Origin of the sequence: Pseudomonas sp. EA_65y_Pfl2_P78, from assembly GCF_963970495.1 — a bacterium.
GTDB classification, from domain to species: Bacteria; Pseudomonadota; Gammaproteobacteria; order Pseudomonadales; family Pseudomonadaceae; genus Aquipseudomonas; species Aquipseudomonas baetica_A.
The window spans coordinates 42691-57857 of sequence record NZ_CAXAON010000023.1; the positions used below are offsets into that span (position 1 = coordinate 42691).

Here is a 15167-nt window from a genome sequence, read left to right on the forward strand (position 1 = left end):
CCCAGGCAGTGCCAGCAGTTGCATCAACGCGTTGTATTTGCCCAATCATCGTGGATCGAGCCGCATCAATGTGTTTATCGACTTTCTCGTGGAAATCCTCAATCCTGACGCCCCGTCCATAACCAACGCTTGACCGGCTCTATGCGCGAGTGATTATTTTGTCTGGAGCTATTTTATTTGAGCGGGACGAGGTGGTGTTGGAGTGCAGGGCTGCGGAATTGACTGAATAGGTGCTCAAACGGTTCAGAAAGACCGGCTTGACAGTTGCGAATCCCAGAAACGGCAAAACCCTGAATAATCAGGGCTTTGTCGTATAAAGATGGCGGAGGCGGTGGGGTTCGAACGCATGGAACTGCTACCGTCGACTGTTTTCAAGTTCGAATATTAATCCTTATCTTTCAGCAGCTTAGAAGATATTTGTTTCTATTTTGCAGGACTGGTTATGCGACTCACGCTCTCTATAATGAGTCACCGGCCATGCCTAGAGCGCTTGTTATGTCAACTTCCCCTGATCAAAAATTTGCTGTCGTTTTACGCCGTGCTTCAAACTGCGATCTAGAAGATCTGATAGCCATTCGGATTGAGGCCATGCGCGAAAGCCTAGAGCGGCTTGGGCGGTTTGATCCTGATCGCGCGCGCGAACGGTTTCATAGTGGTTTCGACGCTAGCAGCACGCGCCGCATAGAAGTATCAGGTGATATGGTCGGTTTTGTTGTTCTCAAAGACCATCAAAGCGAGCTTCTGCTTGACCACTTGTATGTGATACCTAGCGCCCAAGGAGCAGGGATAGGCACCGAAGTTCTCACTCAGATTTTCAGAGAGGCGGATGAGATCGGACGCCCTATTAAGGTTGGCGCTCTCAAAGAAAGCGCTTCAAATCGCTTTTATATTCGCCATGGTTTCGTATTTGTCGAAAGCGGTGAATTTGATAATTATTATGTCCGCGCCAACAGTAATACCGTTAGTTTGGGTAACTAGGCGAATCTTGATACGGTGACCAGTCAAAGGTTGTACAGCCAGATGGGCATCAACCTGTGCGGCAACAGGTCGGAAATATCACTCGCCCGCTGCGTCGGCAGACGCGTGAGAACGTCTTTCAGATATCGACCTGAGTCATGCATCGTGACTTCGGTGTACGCTTACGCATCGGGCATGTGAAATTGAAGAGCTGCTGCCGCATAAATGGCAACTCGGTTACGTTCCAGTTATCGCCTTCATATCGCTCGTAATCCCATTGGTGACCCGTCTGGCGGAACAAGGATTAGACCGGGTCGGCCTAGTGAAGCTAACTTGAGCGGCGTCCAGTCAGCGCCGGGGCGACGCGATCACGCATGTTCCGCTGCCAACATTGACCTGAACTGAGAAATGATCTTTGAAGATAGCCCGGCCCCTTCGAACACTGCGCAGGTGAAGCTAATGGGTGCAGGGCCTGGAGCAGTTATGATGCGGTCTGCAACCACAGCGACCGGACTGTTTCGATAAAGCGTGCGCCCTTCATAACCTACGGCATTCTGTTGTAAGAAGTCAGCGCTGTTCGAGGTATGAGGAACCGTGTCGAGAAGCCCGGCCCTGGCAAGTGCCAGCGTTCCCCCACAGATACCTGCAATTGTCGCCCCACTTGAGCGACTGGCATGAAGAAAGTCTCGAATATCCGGTGCTTCTGCATGCTCCCAGACCGTTCCTCCAATGATGACAACAACGTCCGGTTTCCAGTCCAGACATTGCTGCAAACTGCTATCAACCGTTACAGCCAATCCGCCCTGCGAGCAGAACTGCCCCGTAGCAGGAGCGAAAAACCTGACGTCGATCCCGTAAAACGGTGACGCAGTTCCAGCAATGAAAGCATATTCCCAGTCCGCAAAACCGGGTGTCAGTATCAAACCCACACGTGCCATCAGTCAGAATCCTCCATGAATGCCAATAACGAATGGCGACAATAAACAGACATCAAGGCTGCTTCGGGTCGGTTGCTGCGCCTTATGATAGGCAGCAATCGGCCAAAAACGGCCTGTCGATAACGCTTGATCAGAACGCCGTCTTCACAACCCTACGCTTCTAGACGGCGAGCAAGTGTACCGCCTTCAGTTTGTCATTGATGCTGCGTTTCACGTACAAACTCGATGAGCGCCTGTAGCGCCGGCGGTACGTGATGCCGGTTGGAATAATGGATAAAAAACCTGCTTGGCAGGGCTTTCCAGTCTTCAAGAATTTCCACCAACTGCCCCTGCGCTATGTACTCCCTTGCCATCTCCTCATACACGTACGCGATCCCGGTACCGTCCTTCGCGGCCTGGATCATCATGGTGTCATCTCCCAGTATCAACGGCCCTGTCACGGTCAGGCGCATGGGCAGGCCTTCGGCAAGACATTCCCATTTGTACAGTTTGCCGCTGGGAAAGCGTCTGCCAATGCAAGCGTGTTCAAGCAGCCTCTGTGGCGTTTCCGGTGTCCCGCACCCCACGAGATAACCGGAGGCAGCAACTGTGACAAATCACCTGGGGAGAGCCCTCCGGGACAGCGACCATTTCACCAGTGAGGATTTCGCCGAAGTGCACGCCGGCATCGAACCCTTTGTCGATGATGTCGCTCAACCCATCGTCAGTCACCAGCTCCACATTGATGCGTGGGTATTGCCTCCCTTCAACCGCCGTATTCAGCCTTGATGCGCGATATCGATGATCAAAACCTGCCTTATTGTGCAACGGCGCAGGTTGGAGTGATTGCCTACTCGACTTTACAATCTGGCCTACCGACCGCAAGCCTGACCCGTGAGCGGATTGCACAGTTGTCCGACGACGACTGGCGAAAATCGCGTAGCGCCGACTTCCAGGAACCTCGCCTCAGCAATAACCTCGCTTTGGTAGAAGTCATGGCAAAGATTGGGGCCAGACATGAGGTCAGTGCGGCGGCCGTAGCCATCGCTTGGGTACTACGTGATCCGGCAGTCACCGGCGGTATCGTAGGCGTACGTCGGCCCGACCTAGTCCATGAATGGATTGAACGATGCCACCAGCATTCGTCTTAGCCACGCTGAAATAGAAGAAATGAGCCCCTATTTACCTGAAGGTAGAGGGACAAATGTACCCAGCAGCGCGGCCTGAGTAACCAATGTCAATCAATTGATACGTTGCTGACATAACCTCTATTGCGGGAGGTAAGGGATGACCGCGAGCGATAGGGATCGCGGCCGACAAAGCAGACACCGCCGGCCCCTTCTGCTTGGCAGCGTGTGATCTCAGGAGTCAGATGATGGCTCCTGGAGATCCTGCCGGTTACCTGGCAGCAACAAACAGTCGAGCCACGAAGATAGCCAGTTGATTCAATAGCTCGCGTCTAGCGGTCTGTAGTTGTTCACACATGACGCTTAAATCTACGTTGGGTACTTCTTCAAAAACCACAAGTACATCCTGAAGGTTGGCATCAATTAGACCTGTGGTCATCGGCTCAAAATACTCGCGAACTCAGATTGGGCCGCAACTCCTGCGCGAGTTCAATTAACGCGCGCAGTCGCGCCGGCACGAAGCGATGGCCCGAGTAGTAGAGCCTCAACCCACCAAACGACGGGCACCACGGGATCAATACCGGCACCAGGGCGCCGCTTGCCAGTTCTTCCTGGATGAACCACTCGGAAATGAAACCAATGCCAAGGCTCAACAACACGGCCTGTTTGATTGCCAGCATTTCGTTGGAGGCGAAGCACACTGGCAGATCCATCTGTACTTTCTGGCCATCGCGCTCCAATTCCCACTGGTATAGGCCACCATGGGCCATGCGCATACCGATACTCCGGTGGGTGAGTAGATCTCGCGGATGCTCGGGCACGCCGTGGCGTTCGAGGTACTCGGGCGTTGCTACCACGAGCATCCGGACGTCACCCGACAGTGCCACGGCAATCATGTCTTGCTGCACAGACTCTGCCAGGCGAATCCCGGCGTCGAAGCCACCGGCGATGATGTCGACCATGCTTGATTCGCTGACGATGTCGATGCGTACTTCGGGATAGCGCTGCGCGTACTGCTTCAATAACGGCTCCAGCAACAAGTAGGCCGCGCCATGCGGTGCATTGATGCGCAATGTGCCGCTGGGTTCATCGGGGCCGACGCTGGCCTCTTCGCCGGCACTTTTGATCTGTGCCAACGCAGGTGCGATGCGTGCCACATAGCGTTGGCCGATGTCCGTGAGGGCAACACTGCGCGTCGAGCGATTGAACAGACGTACCTTCAGGCGTGCTTCCAGACCAGCCACCGCGCTGCTCACGGCGGTAGTGGACATGCCCAATTCCTGTGCAGCGCCGCGAAAACTGCTGCGGCGCGAAACGGCCAGTACGACTTCCAGCTCGGTCATTCCTGATCTGTGCATGGATTGTCCTGAATATAAGGATGGTTCATATGCCAAAGGATGGCTTATCGGATTAATGAACCCTTCATAGACTTCATCACAATGGCTCGATTCAGGCGAGTCATTTTGAGCGAGGAGTCATCATGCAGCGCATTGAACACATCTACATCAACGGCGAGTTCGTTACGCCACACGGTCAGGAATGGTTCGACCTTCATAACCCGAGCACCGAGGAAGTCATTGGTCAGGTTCGGTTGGGCGATGCATTGGACGCACAGCGTGCCATCGCAGCAGCCAAGGCGGCGTTCCCGGCGTGGGCTCGTACAAGCCGGGAAGAACGCATTTCGGTATTGCAACGCATGCACCAGGCCGTGGCGGCAAAGGAGGAAGAACTGCTGGAAGCCATCCTCGTGGAATACGGCGCACCTGCGAATCGCGCGCGCTCGATGGCGACTTACCCGGCCGATGTGATCGCGCAAGCAATCGATGCACTGGAGGCGTTCGATTTTGAGGAGCAGGTCGGCATGGCCAGGGTCATTCTGACGCCCGTGGGCGTTGCCGGTCTGATCACGCCCTGGAACAGCAATGCGGGTTTCATCTGCAACAAGCTGGCCACCGCGCTGGCAGCAGGCTGCACTGCCGTCATCAAGCCAAGCGAGATGAGCGCGTTACAGACGCAGGTCGTGGTCAGTGCGTTGCACGAAGCGGGGCTGCCACCGGGTGTATTCAATATCGTCAACGGGCGAGGCGATGTAGTAGGTGAGGAAATCGCCCGTCATCCCGATGTTGCCAAGATCTCGTTCACGGGGTCGTCCGCTATCGGGCGACATCTGGTAAAAACCGGTGCTGACACCATGAAGCGTGTGACGCTCGAACTTGGCGGCAAGTCGCCCACCGTGGTGCTTGACGATGCGGATTTCCACGCAGTGATGCCGTTAGTAATGCAAACCGGATTTCTCAACAGCGGCCAGGCTTGTATCGCGGGCACTCGCATCCTCGTGCCACGCAGCCGGTTGGCAGAGTTCGAGCGGATTGCGAAGGAGGGTGTCTCACAGATTCTATCGGCTGATCCGCGAAACGCCGACACCGACATAGGCCCGATGGTGAGCCTGAAACAATGGGAGCGGGTGCAGCGCTACATCCGCACTGGCCAGGAAGAAGGCGCGAGGTTGTTGGCAGGTGGCGAAGGTCGCCCGGAAGGCTTGCATGCCGGATGGTTCGTGAAGCCCACGATCTTCACTGATGCCAACAACCGGATGCGCATCGCGCGTGAGGAAATCTTCGGCCCCGTGCTGACGATCATCCCCTACGAGGATGATGCCGATGCGATCAGCATTGCCAACGATACGGACTATGGGCTGAGCGCCCTGGTGCTGGGAAAAAGCTCCGAACGTTGTATGAACGTCGCCCGTCAGATCGATTCGGGACGCGTGCTCATCAACACCTTGGCCCACGAACCACGTGCCCCCTTCGGTGGATTCAAGCAATCAGGACTTGGGCGCGAAATGGGCAAGTGGGGGATGAGCGCGTATCTGGAGCCCAAGACATTACTCAGGTACGACCCGTTGGAATGACTGGGCCAGTGGGGTCCGAAAGGCAGGGTTGCGCAAATGGCAGAAAAGATGCGGAAACGATCCGTGTAGGTCGAAGCAGAAGTCTCAAACCCCAGAAACGACAAAGCCCTGAATAATCAGGGCTTTGTCGTACATAAAATGGCGGAGGCGATGGGATTCGAACTCATGGACCTGTTACAGTCGACGGTTTTCAAGACCGATATGCAAAGCCAATGAAACCGGGGCCTGTAGCCGCTTTCCGTTACGATACGTTTATTTTTTGACACCTCTACAGCCCGCATTCTACAAGGGGCGGATTTTGAGTTTTGTAACGGTTTTTTGGGCTATTTCGATGGCTTGGCAATGGCGCCAATTCGTCGATAGACGCGCTCGGTAATGTCTCCTTTGGTGTGCCCCAAGAGTAGGCTCGCATCGCCGACGTCGAGGATTTCCGACGCCGCTTTCGGCCTGATGTCTCTGAACTGGAAGCCTCCGATTTTCTCCGCCAACTGAACATCGCCTTTTTCTTCAGCTTCTTTCTTGGCCCTTTCTCTGGCGTCGTCCCATCGATCGCGAAGCATCTTCGCGGTCATCCGTTTGCCGCGTGCGCTCACGATCAAATAGCTGCAAATGTGTTGAGCATTGCGCTCAGCCATTTTCCCGATCAACAGGCCCAGACTGTTTGGCTCATCACCGTCAGTCATCTGGATACGCAGCTTTTTGTGTGTCTTGTTCTGCTGCACACCCAAGTAATTTCCCTCGACATCGTCCTTCCTCATGACTAGGACATCTGCGGGTCTTTGCCCGGTCAGATAGGCCAAGTCCATCGCGTCTTTCAGCTCTTGAGCTGCCTTCATGTAAACAGCATCCCAAACCACATCATTTGCGTAATAGTCCCTCGGTGTTTCCTTGTTTTTTCGTACGCCCTGGCAGGGATTTTCTTTGGTGGTCAGTCCCCATTCTCGAGCAATGTTGAAAACGTGGGAGAGGGTGGCAATCTCGCGATTCGCCCGAACCTTGGCGGTCCGCGCGTCGCGGTACCCTGCGATAGTTGCTGGGGTGATTGAGTCGATGGGAGCGCTGTCGAACATCGGCCGAAGCTGCTTGATCTCCGCCAAATTGTCCTTCTGCGTTCGTGCCGCTTTCTTCGATACGATGTCGCGGATATATCGGTCGAAGATGCCTTTCATGGTGCGTAGATCAAGCGGCTTTTCCTTCGCCTCCAGCTCCGCCCATTTGACCCTAGCCAAGTCCAGATCCTTGCCCAGCGGGATCGCCTTGCCTGTCATATCCAGATAGTAATAGGCGATCCAAACCTTTCCGCTTTTTCGTGTTCGTGTCCACTGATACATCCGGGGTGGCAAGTTGCGTGTGTCGGCCTTGCGGGGGCGCATATCAATTCACTCGCGAGTAGTCTGGTGTCCATACCGGTGCAGCCGGCGGCGGGTTCGGATCGGCAACCGTAGGGCTTATCATGCCCAGCTTCATGCGGGCATACATGCGGCCCACTAGTGGGCGCTTGCCGCGACTTTCGACGAATACCCACTGGCGATCAATCAGCCAGCGGCGCTGGTAAGCCCGCGCCTTGTAGCCCGTGAGTGCGGCAAGTTCCTCGTCGGAGAGGATTTCGGTTTCCATGAGGTATTGCTCCATGCCGCGCGTGGCGGCAGAAGGTGGTTATTCGGTAGGGTTACCGCGGGATGAGTTCGGCGGGGACTTTCACAGTGGCGCCGCGCTTGGCGAACACCACGGCGAGGAACACGGTGATGGTTCTGGATTCGCCTGGCTGCCGGTTGAACGGATCTTTGGTGAGGTCGGCCGGCCACGGGTGCCGGTGACTAACATCGACCCAGACGCCGCACTTCGTTATCAATTGCTCGGTGTCGGGCAGGTTGAAGAGCTGCAACTGGCCGGTACTGGGCTGCTGCTCACCCTCGATCGCGTTGATTGCTCAGTCCAGCGCCGTGCCGGTCAGTTCTCGGTGCGGACGCTGACCATACGGTTCATCGACGGCTATCCTCACCGATTGATTCGATGTCAAGCGGGTAGGCTTTCATGGCGCCACCTCGCGGCGTGCCCACTGCACATAGGGGCCGTCCTCGCTGTCGCAGATACCCATCAAGAACCACTCTGGCCCCGGCGATTCAGGCTCCCAGCCGTTACAGTGACAGGCACCATCTTCATAGGGATGGCTATCGAGATCGTCACTCAGGTGCCAGCCTTTCAGCCGGAGACCTTGTTCCTTTGTCCAGGCGGTGTATGGCGCAGGGTCTTCGCCTTCTCCAAAGCTCGGGATGTTGGGGTGATACCACCAGCCATCCGCATCGCGCTTGACCTCGACCGGTCCGAATGGCGTGCTGCCGCTGTGCGCGTTGCATGGAGTGACGTAAAGCACGTCGGAGTAGTGTCCGCCGCCAGAGCTAAATTCCATCTTGCAGCCGCACTTGGCCGGCCCACCGTTTACGAAAGTGATCTTTTGTTCGGGCATGACTTCGTCCTTGCCGCTATAGCGGCTATCAAATTCACATGAGAGAGAGGTATCGTTGCCGCCATTAAAAAATGGAGGTGGGAAGTGGTCGTTCACGGAGTCGAGTATCGGTTTTGCTGCGCTTCAAGCGTTGTTGAAGGACACGATGGCCTTGCGCTTGAATGCTGGAGAGGTAACAACGGGCTGTTATTTGAGATCTTTCGAAATGACGAGACACTCCGTTTTGAAGTGACCCTGTTCGTAGAGAATGTACCGCTTGAGCTGCTTGAATACGCCGTACCAATCGCCCGAGAACGCTTAGGGGATTTTGTTCCTTATCACTGACACTTCGTCCTTGCCGCTATAGCGGCTGACTTTGAAGGGGGAGGGAGTTGGGGCTAGACTCAGAGAATTTCCTATGGAAGGCGAAACCTGTTATGAGTAGAAAAAATGGCTATTTGATTTTTTGCTACTGTTGTCTAGTTTTTTCTGCTGGAATAATTTTTGGTTTTATTTTCTCTAAGGATGGTGGATTTGGGTTCGTGGCATTTCTTAGTGCGGCGTCTAGCCTAGCTACAATCGCCGCATCTTTAACTGCGATATATGCTTTGCATGCATGGTATCCACAATTTAAACATGCGGAAAAATATAAACTAGTTAAGGAGTTTCAGTTTGTTGCGTCAAAGTCGGACTTGTTGCGAGACTTTATCGAGTCCCTTCGGGCCAAACTGATCGAAACGATCAACGCCGAACTTTACGGAGAGGCTATTCCGAGCACTCCGTTGCCTGATAATGAGATGAGGGCTTGGTGGCGCCACATGGACTCATTGCAGTACGCGTGGCGGAACATGTGCGATATACTTACCGATGAAGAAACGAAACTGTTTTCTACTTCTCCGGGAATTATCGACAACCTTACGAAAGATCTCGTGAGCGAATTATTGGATTTGGCCTATGAAGAAAAGGATGAAAAGCGTCGGTGGAAACTGACCCGCCGCGCAGCAAACGGCACGGAAATGATCGGTACGAAGTATCAGGATCTTGAAAACAGCTCACGCTTACTGCTGAAAAAACTGGCGTCTTAATTACAGATCCCATAGTTTCATGAACGCTCATCACCTTCAGTCTGCTAAATGCTACGGCCGTTCCTGCCGCAGCGCTTCCTGAACTGCCTCGACAACGCGCTGCAGGTATGTGAATTCGTGGTTTTCCTCGATAGCCTTGTCGCCGACGGGGTAATGCCACTCATCACCGAAAAGCTCGGTTAGCAACTTGCTGTGATGCCAGCATCCGTTTGGTGACTCAACGCTGCGCAGAATATCGATGTCGTGCCAGAGCTCGCGGGCTTCACCCTTGCAGAGCTCATCCAGCTCCCAGTCGTGTCGGCCGGTCTGTTGCCTGCGGCGCTGGACGATGCACTTTTTCGCGAAGGCGTGAAGAGCGCTCCCGCTGAATCGCGTGCTGCTGATACCGCGATCGAGGCAGTTCAGGACGTAGTGCCAATCACAGTCGGCCACGAACTCGGCCACCGTGCGCGGGCCCATACCACCCCAGTAGGCGCTCCAGCTGTTGTCCCAGCAGTTGATCGTGATCTTGCCTTGGGCGGTCTGATACCTCGGGTCGAATTCAGTAGGGCAGTCGCGGCGGCCGAAGTCCTCGAGTAACACGGTAATCGCGTCGAGACGCGGCGCGCCGGTGATCACGAGCTTGGTCACAGTCGAGCGCTCGACCTTCAGCGGCTCGGCCGGCTTGTTTTCTGTGGGCATGGGGATACCTCGGAAGTATGATGCCACATTGATGGATCATAATTAGATGTGGAGTTGGAGATGAAGTACGAAACATCAGTTGTTTATCTTGAACAAGTCCCAAAAATAATCGTTGATGCAGGTTTCGATTGGGCAACTTTTTGGAGTTTCTCTGCGACTATCGCTATTTTCATCTTGGGTACATATCTTACGATTCGGAATTTCCGTAAAACTATTATTAGCCAAGAGGCGGTTGCACAGAAAAACTTTGAGTTGCAAAGGAAATTAATTGAGACTCAAGAACTTTCAGCGAAGCAAAATTTTGATTTGCAAAGAGAGACTATATCTGGTCAGGATGAAGCCGCAAAGCAGGCTTTTGAAGTTCAAAAAGAAATGATCGCTAGCCAGGAGCGCGTGGCTAGTCAAGCCTCGCTGAAGAGTAGTAGGCAAAATTGGATCAATGATCTTAGGGGCACGACGGCCTTATTTATAGCGGCTGCCCTTAATGTAAATCGTCTAAATGTTTATTGGGAGTCTACCCAGTCAGCTATCAGCATGCGTGGAGGTGTAATAGATTTTTCAAATATGGACAGACTACGTTCAGAGTGGTCGACTTCACATGTACAGGCAGTTAAGGAACTTGTTAGTCTGAAGGCTAAGGTGGAGCTTTTACTGAACCCGGAGGAAATAGATTCAAAGCAGCTTATGAATGCGGTCAACGAATTATATAGCGAATGTGATAAAGCAGGCGGCCCCGCTAAGGAGATTGCAAATAATGTAGTTAACTGGTGTCAGCACATTCTCAAAGAGGAATGGGAGAAGGCAAAGGCGGGTAAATAGGCGCGACTACTTTTACGAGCTGATATCACCTCGCCGGCTGGCGTGGTTCGTAGAAGTGGGGAGGCGCTATGCTGAGCTCATACCTTTGTGAGCATACTCAGATGGCCAGGTGCAAAAAATGTGATGAAGAACTTCGGTTCGATCTGGATGACAGCAAGGATCAAATCGAAATTCGCTGCCCAAAATGCGGTGCCCAGCATGTGATTCGCTGGGTCGCATCTTCACCGGGAATTCCGGGCGAACAGTTTGAGGTCCAATTGGTCGACGGAGGTGGATTTGACCATGGCAACGGGTAAGGCCCACAAGCAGTAAGTGAGGACGGGTCAAGCGGTTACGGATAGCGTTAGAGTTTCGTCGCCGCCGCGCGCAATGCCTGCGTGCAGATCCACCCTGCGGCCGGCGAGCATTCCCGCGATTTGCGCATTCAGGTCGATATCGACGTCACGCGCTTTGCGGGCTTTGCCCACGCCTTTGTTAGCGAGGTACTCGGTGATCAGTGCCTTGTCTTGCGCTTCGACGGCGATGATGTCGCGGCCTTCGCTTGCTGAAGGGATATCGTCTTCGCCTTTTGGAACAAGGGCACTCAGCTTTCCGTAAACCTCGTTGACCCATGCCAGGGCAAAGTGGTCGCCTGCAGTTTCGGCTGAGTACGAGCTGCGGTGCACGCCTGCACGCACCGAAGCGACGTATTCCTTGCGGGCAAATTTCAGCTTTGTCAGCAGCGCCTCGAACGCATACAACGCAATGTGCTGGGCAGGTGTCACTCCGACGAAGGAGGTGCGGGCGATGATCCGATCCTTCTCCTTGCAGTACCGGCGACCGTACAGCGAGGTGCATCCGAACACATGGGCAACTGCACCACTCAGGTTCCGCTCCCAAGAGGGAAGACGTTCAGCACGCGAAAATTGCGACTCGACTTCACCGACGTCGCTCAACTTCACATCCATTTCGGTCAGGCGGTACTCGCGCATCAGCGCCTGGGCCTGCCGGAGCGCCGTGGCAGCCTCGTTCTCGTTGGCGCTCTGGGCCAGTGCCAGGCAGTGCTTGATCTTGCGGATCGCGCGCTCGAGTTTCTTTTCGTCGATCTGTTGTGCGGACATATGGGATCCTCGCCGGCTGGCGTGATTCGTAGAAGTGGGGTATTTGTGTTTGGCCCGGCATGGGGCCGGATCAGGGAGTGTTTATGGGGCTTTACAAATACGTGACGGTAGGCACAGCAAAAAGGATATTGAAAGGAAGCATAAAATTTACCCAGCCAGGCGCCTTCAACGATCCATTTGAGCTATTGCCACAGTTCTTCGTCGCGGCAGATACAATTGAACACACGAGAAACCTGTCCTTTTGTGTGTTGAGTCCAAGAAGATCAGGATTAGATCGCGGACATATACCCGGTGATGAAAAAGATAGAAGCGACTTTCAGGCAAGAAATATCGTGTCAACGTTGAATCAAACGGTTGGTATTTTGTGCCTAAGTCGCAATGCAGAAAGCCTCCTTATGTGGGCGCACTACGCAGGGGAGTACTCGGGAGCACTGATTGAATTCGATGAAAATCATGAGTTCTTCAACGGATTAAATCCGGTCAAATATCAGAAGCGAAGGCCAGTTTTCAATCTTTCAGATTTTTATGATCGAGTCGTTCCTATTTCTGATCTATGTGTGAAATCCAATGCGTGGGCTTATGAGAAAGAAGTAAGACTCGTCAGGGCTACAAAAGACCTGCAACTCGCTGGTGAAGGTGATGGAAAATATCCAGTGATGACAATGGGGCTTCCGCTTGAATGTATTAAGTCTGTATATATTGGCGAGAGGATGAAAGTTGAAGATCAGAAGGATATTTGGAAACTGGTCAAAAACACCAATATATCCTTGAGCTTGGCCGCAGTCGCAAATTGGGATTATTCATTTAGGTATGACCAAATAAAGTTTTCTGGATCTCTCCTCGGGTCTCCTATGATCACGCCTCGAACAGCACATATTTTTAAGGATGAGCCCGGTGAGTTTGGTGAAGTGGCCAGGTGGCTAATCAGAAATCATGAAATGTCTGTATTCGTGAACAAGACATGCTGAACCATTCAGCCACCCTCTGAGCCTGTCGCGGCAAACTCCTTAAGCTGCCGCGACCACTTTTCCTTAACTACGATTTCCGGTCGCGACATGCTTGCGAAGCGTCCTGACTCGGTGGCGGGGGCTGCGGCCAGATTGATGATCAGCGTCGACACCGTCTCCTGCCATTCTTCAAAGCCGTGGCGTTCGCCCAGCACCTGAAGCGCATCATCGAGCGCTTTCGAAACAATCAGCGTGCGCTTCTCGGCGCCGATCCGTTCCAGCAAAGCCTTCTCCTTGGCGCGCTTGTCCCGCTGTAGCTGCGCATTGTCTTTGGCCATGGCCTACCTCTTCAATTCCGCTGGCTGGCAAGTCACCGGATGTTGTATGTATGCTCTTAGTTCACACTGGCAGGAGACCGACATGAGGTTGCAGAGCGATGTAGATGCGCTAGCGGCTATCGAAGAGGACGCTAAAGCGATGCTGAAACGGATAGGGCTGCCGGACGACGCGGTGGAGCTTGAGGTGGTCGTGTTCCTTCGCGAGGTGATCGACCTGGCCACCTACATGGAGTCGGCGCATCGGCTGGTTGAGGTGCCGAACTCTCGATAAGACTGTGTGCTGCAAATAATCACAAAACTGGCGAGCTGATCCTCTATATGCCTTACTGCGAGCTCACCAGAGAAGGAGTAAGCGCATGTCGTTCAAGATTGATCGTTCAGGTTTTGACAAGCTCAGGAAGAACATCGAGACGCTGGCTGCCACCAAGGAAGTAAAGTTAGGGGAAATGATGAACCCCGAATTCATTTCCTCGCATAGCTCGTTCGCAAATCTCGAAGATTTAATCAATGGCTCTGGGTTCAAGGTCGAAACAGCAGAGGATTTCAAAGCCATTCCTGATGCTGACTGGGATGTTTTCATTAAGGAAAACACCGATTTCGAGAACTGGCAGGAGATGCAGGTTGCCGCTCACAGAGATTACGTGGCGGGCGTCATGGGCAAGGGCTTGAAAAAGTAGCTTTGTATCTGAGCCTTGCGGGTTAGATCTCGACGCCCGTCCTGGCGAAACGCTCAAGCTGTCGCGACTGGTTTTCGTTGGGTACGAACACCGGTCGCGACATTCTGACGCAGCGTTCCGACTCTTCTGCCGGCGCTGCGGCCAGATTGATGATGAACGTCGACACCGTCTCCTGCCATTCCTCGAAGCCGTGACGCTCGCCGAGGATCTGAAGTGCGTCATCGAGCGCTTTCGAAACAATCAGCGATCGCTTCTCGGCGCCGATCCGATCGAGCAGCGCCTTCTCCTTGGCGCGCTTGTCCTTCTGCAATTCCGCGTTGCTCTTGGCCATGCCCTACCTCTTCAATTCCGCTGGCCGGCAAGTTCCGCCAGGTCTGTCGGCGGCGTGTAGTCGCCCGGTTACTGATGCGTTTCATGAGTTGAACTTGAATCCGTTCTCGCTGGCTATCAGCGCAACCCGCTTGACGTGCATGTTCAGTGTCTTCGCGGTCTCGCTTATGGTCTTGTCAGCTTCGGCCAGCTCGCGCACCTTCGGGGCGATCTTGTTGCGCTCGACGCGCAGACGGTCGTGGTGAGGTGTGGATGCCAGCTTTGGATCGCCAGTGACGCCACTGGGGATTTGCTGAGCCTTACCGCCGGAACCGAAGTACTGATCAAGTTGCTGGTTCAGGTTGTCGAGCAACTGGTCTCGTGGGTTTGGCATTGGTGCACCGATCAATGCACACCTTCCGCCAGGCGATTGGCCTGCTTTTCGAATGCGATCGCCATGTTCAGCGCGACCTGATAATTGAAGCGGAAGGCCTTTGTCTTGCCGGTGACCAGGTCAACGATGTGGTAGGCATTGCCGACCGTCCTCACCTGAAAGCGCACCTTCTTATCCGACGCTGCCAGACCAGCGAGGCGGGCGAACTCTCCACGGGCTGCGTGGGTGCGAACAAACAAGGCGTTGAGAACATCCCGGCGCTGTTGCATCAGTGGGTGCATTTCGACCTGAGCAATTTCTGTTGCGTGCTTCATGGTTGATTACCTATCGGTTGTCATCCCGAGCAGCCCTCGCTTGAAGGCTGCTCAGTGATGCTGTCCGTCCTATTGCCGCCGGGAAGGGCGGGGCGCATTGCATGCCGGGTTACTCACACGGTTAAGGCGTTTCACCATCGAGCAG

General features: G+C 54.0%; 19 protein-coding genes and 4 pseudogenes. 9 read left to right on the forward strand and 14 right to left on the reverse strand.

What is annotated here, in order from left to right; translation table 11 throughout:
• Window position 1: 1 nt before the first annotated feature.
• Both AACY02_RS17585 and AACY02_RS17590 read left to right on the forward strand, forming a co-directional pair.
• Window positions 2–133: pseudogene (locus AACY02_RS17585) on the forward strand (LysR family transcriptional regulator); the annotation flags it as partial.
• A 362-nt stretch (window positions 134–495) separates the two neighbouring features.
• Window positions 496–978, forward strand: coding sequence for a GNAT family N-acetyltransferase (locus AACY02_RS17590; RefSeq protein ID WP_339433036.1), 483 nt, complete (start codon window positions 496–498; stop codon window positions 976–978).
• Window positions 979–1001: 23 nt separating this feature from the next.
• On the opposite strand, the pseudogene AACY02_RS17595 reads toward AACY02_RS17590, so the two are convergent.
• The 3 genes and pseudogenes from AACY02_RS17595 to AACY02_RS17605 all read right to left on the reverse strand — a co-directional run.
• Window positions 1002–1118 (reverse strand): annotated as a pseudogene (locus tag AACY02_RS17595) (transposase domain-containing protein); the annotation flags it as partial.
• A 207-nt stretch (window positions 1119–1325) separates the two neighbouring features.
• Window positions 1326–1895: a DJ-1/PfpI family protein gene (locus AACY02_RS17600; protein ID WP_339433037.1), complete on the reverse strand. Its 570-nt coding sequence runs from the start codon at window positions 1893–1895 to the stop codon at window positions 1326–1328.
• A 194-nt stretch (window positions 1896–2089) separates the two neighbouring features.
• Window positions 2090–2633, reverse strand: a pseudogene (locus AACY02_RS17605) (LysR substrate-binding domain-containing protein); the annotation flags it as partial.
• Here AACY02_RS17605 and AACY02_RS17610 point away from each other — a divergent pair.
• A pseudogene (locus AACY02_RS17610) lies at window positions 2630–3101 on the forward strand (aldo/keto reductase); the annotation flags it as partial. The pseudogenes AACY02_RS17605 and AACY02_RS17610 overlap by 4 nt on opposite strands.
• Window positions 3102–3444: 343 nt before the next feature.
• Here the strand turns inward: AACY02_RS17610 and AACY02_RS17615 are convergent.
• A complete protein-coding gene (locus AACY02_RS17615) occupies window positions 3445–4359 on the reverse strand; it encodes a LysR family transcriptional regulator (RefSeq protein WP_339433039.1) in 915 nt (304 codons plus the stop codon).
• A 122-nt stretch (window positions 4360–4481) separates the two neighbouring features.
• On the opposite strand from AACY02_RS17615, the gene AACY02_RS17620 reads away from it, so the two are divergent.
• The gene (locus AACY02_RS17620) at window positions 4482–5912 is read left to right on the forward strand and encodes an aldehyde dehydrogenase family protein (RefSeq protein ID WP_339433040.1); all 1431 of its coding nucleotides are present in this window, start codon (window positions 4482–4484) and stop codon (window positions 5910–5912) included.
• Window positions 5913–6235: 323 nt separating this feature from the next.
• On the opposite strand, the gene AACY02_RS17625 is transcribed toward AACY02_RS17620, so the two are convergent.
• The 4 genes from AACY02_RS17625 to AACY02_RS17640 form a co-directional block, all read right to left on the reverse strand.
• Entirely contained in the window at window positions 6236–7285 is a 1050-nt protein-coding gene (locus AACY02_RS17625) for a tyrosine-type recombinase/integrase (protein WP_339433041.1), read from the reverse strand.
• Window position 7286: 1 nt separating this feature from the next.
• Entirely contained in the window at window positions 7287–7529 is a 243-nt protein-coding gene (locus AACY02_RS17630; protein ID WP_095190012.1) for a DUF4224 domain-containing protein, read from the reverse strand.
• A 52-nt stretch (window positions 7530–7581) separates the two neighbouring features.
• Window positions 7582–7797 (reverse strand): hypothetical protein, encoded by a 216-nt coding sequence (locus AACY02_RS17635; RefSeq protein WP_339433042.1) that lies wholly within the window; start codon window positions 7795–7797, stop codon window positions 7582–7584.
• A 147-nt stretch (window positions 7798–7944) separates the two neighbouring features.
• Complete coding sequence (locus tag AACY02_RS17640) at window positions 7945–8379, reverse strand: hypothetical protein (protein WP_339433043.1); 435 nt, start codon at window positions 8377–8379, stop codon at window positions 7945–7947.
• A 416-nt stretch (window positions 8380–8795) separates the two neighbouring features.
• Between AACY02_RS17640 and AACY02_RS17645 the strand changes: the two genes are divergently transcribed.
• Window positions 8796–9443: a hypothetical protein gene (locus AACY02_RS17645; RefSeq protein WP_339433044.1), complete on the forward strand. Its 648-nt coding sequence runs from the start codon at window positions 8796–8798 to the stop codon at window positions 9441–9443.
• Window positions 9444–9494: 51 nt separating this feature from the next.
• On the opposite strand, the gene AACY02_RS17650 is transcribed toward AACY02_RS17645, so the two are convergent.
• Complete coding sequence (locus AACY02_RS17650) at window positions 9495–10124, reverse strand: hypothetical protein (protein ID WP_339433045.1); 630 nt, start codon at window positions 10122–10124, stop codon at window positions 9495–9497.
• A 60-nt stretch (window positions 10125–10184) separates the two neighbouring features.
• On the opposite strand from AACY02_RS17650, the gene AACY02_RS17655 reads away from it, so the two are divergent.
• Window positions 10185–10943, forward strand: coding sequence for a hypothetical protein (locus tag AACY02_RS17655; RefSeq protein ID WP_339433046.1), 759 nt, complete (start codon window positions 10185–10187; stop codon window positions 10941–10943).
• 323 nt (window positions 10944–11266) lie between these two features.
• On the opposite strand, the gene AACY02_RS17660 is transcribed toward AACY02_RS17655, so the two are convergent.
• Window positions 11267–12043 carry a DUF2786 domain-containing protein gene (locus tag AACY02_RS17660; protein ID WP_339433047.1) on the reverse strand — a complete coding sequence of 259 codons (777 nt, stop codon included), beginning with the start codon at window positions 12041–12043 and terminating at the stop codon, window positions 11267–11269.
• Between the two features lie 83 nt (window positions 12044–12126).
• Between AACY02_RS17660 and AACY02_RS17665 the strand changes: the two genes are divergently transcribed.
• The gene (locus AACY02_RS17665) at window positions 12127–13011 is read left to right on the forward strand and encodes a DUF2971 domain-containing protein (RefSeq protein ID WP_339433048.1); all 885 of its coding nucleotides are present in this window, start codon (window positions 12127–12129) and stop codon (window positions 13009–13011) included.
• Between the two features lie 5 nt (window positions 13012–13016).
• Here the strand turns inward: AACY02_RS17665 and AACY02_RS17670 are convergent, their stop codons facing one another.
• A complete protein-coding gene (locus tag AACY02_RS17670; protein WP_339433049.1) occupies window positions 13017–13328 on the reverse strand; it encodes a hypothetical protein in 312 nt (103 codons plus the stop codon).
• A gap of 82 nt (window positions 13329–13410) precedes the next feature.
• Here AACY02_RS17670 and AACY02_RS17675 point away from each other — a divergent pair, with 82 nt between their 5' ends.
• On the forward strand, window positions 13411–13599 hold the full coding sequence (locus tag AACY02_RS17675; RefSeq protein WP_339433050.1) for a hypothetical protein: 189 nt from the start codon (window positions 13411–13413) through the stop codon (window positions 13597–13599).
• Between the two features lie 85 nt (window positions 13600–13684).
• Complete coding sequence (locus tag AACY02_RS17680; RefSeq protein WP_339433051.1) at window positions 13685–14005, forward strand: hypothetical protein; 321 nt, start codon at window positions 13685–13687, stop codon at window positions 14003–14005.
• A 22-nt stretch (window positions 14006–14027) separates the two neighbouring features.
• On the opposite strand, the gene AACY02_RS17685 is transcribed toward AACY02_RS17680, so the two are convergent.
• The 3 genes from AACY02_RS17685 to AACY02_RS17695 all read right to left on the reverse strand — a co-directional run bounded on the left by AACY02_RS17685 (window position 14028) and on the right by AACY02_RS17695 (window position 15022).
• A complete protein-coding gene (locus AACY02_RS17685; RefSeq protein ID WP_339433052.1) occupies window positions 14028–14336 on the reverse strand; it encodes a hypothetical protein in 309 nt (102 codons plus the stop codon).
• Window positions 14337–14417: 81 nt separating this feature from the next.
• A complete protein-coding gene (locus AACY02_RS17690) occupies window positions 14418–14708 on the reverse strand; it encodes a hypothetical protein (RefSeq protein WP_339433053.1) in 291 nt (96 codons plus the stop codon).
• 11 nt (window positions 14709–14719) lie between these two features.
• On the reverse strand, window positions 14720–15022 hold the full coding sequence (locus AACY02_RS17695) for a hypothetical protein (RefSeq protein WP_339433054.1): 303 nt from the start codon (window positions 15020–15022) through the stop codon (window positions 14720–14722).
• Window positions 15023–15167: the final 145 nt, after the last annotated feature.